This window comes from Rhizobium sp. J15 (genome assembly GCF_002531825.1).
Classification (GTDB): domain Bacteria; phylum Pseudomonadota; class Alphaproteobacteria; order Rhizobiales; family Rhizobiaceae; genus Rhizobium.
This window is the reverse complement of the sequence record NZ_NWSX01000112.1, coordinates 1-639: the sequence shown is the minus strand read 5'-3', so window position 1 is coordinate 639 and position 639 is coordinate 1. Positions and strand designations below refer to the sequence as shown.

Genomic DNA, 639 nt, shown 5'->3' with positions numbered 1-639 from the left:
TCAAGCGTTCAGCACACGGCCATAGGCATCGAGCACTGCTTCCTTCATCGTCTCGGACACGGTCGGATGCGGGAAGATGGTGTGCATCAGTTCTTCCTCGGTCGTCTCCAGGTTCATCGCCACGACGAAGCCCTGGATGAGTTCGGTGACTTCTGCGCCGACCATGTGGGCGCCGAGCAGTTCGCCGGTCTTCTTGTCGAAGATCACCTTCACCATGCCCTGATCTTCGCCAAGCGCGATCGCCTTGCCGTTGGCGGCGAAGGAGAAGCGGCCGACGCGGATGTCGCGACCCAGCTCCTTGGCCTTGGCTTCGGTGAGGCCGACGGAGGCGACCTGCGGATTGCAATAGGTGCAGCCCGGAACCTTACCCTTGTCGGTGGGATGAACATTCGGCAGGCCGGCGATCTTCTCGACGCAGACGACACCCTCATGCTCGGCCTTGTGGGCCAGCATCGGCGGACCGGCGACGTCGCCGATCGCGTAGATGCCGGCGATATTGGTCTTGCCGTAACCGTCGGTGACGACGCAGCCGCGGTCGGTCTTCACACCAAGCGCCTCGAGGCCGAGATTTTCGATGTTACCCTGAACGCCGACGGCCGAAATCATCCGGTCGGCGGTGATCTGCTGCACCTTGCCATC

Annotated in this window: 1 protein-coding gene; it reads right to left on the bottom strand. The window is 62.4% G+C overall.

The window, feature by feature from the left end; genetic code table 11:
• The coding region (locus CO670_RS32370) for an FAD-dependent oxidoreductase (RefSeq protein ID WP_176539075.1) at positions 1 to 639 on the bottom strand (639 nt) is incomplete at its 5' end.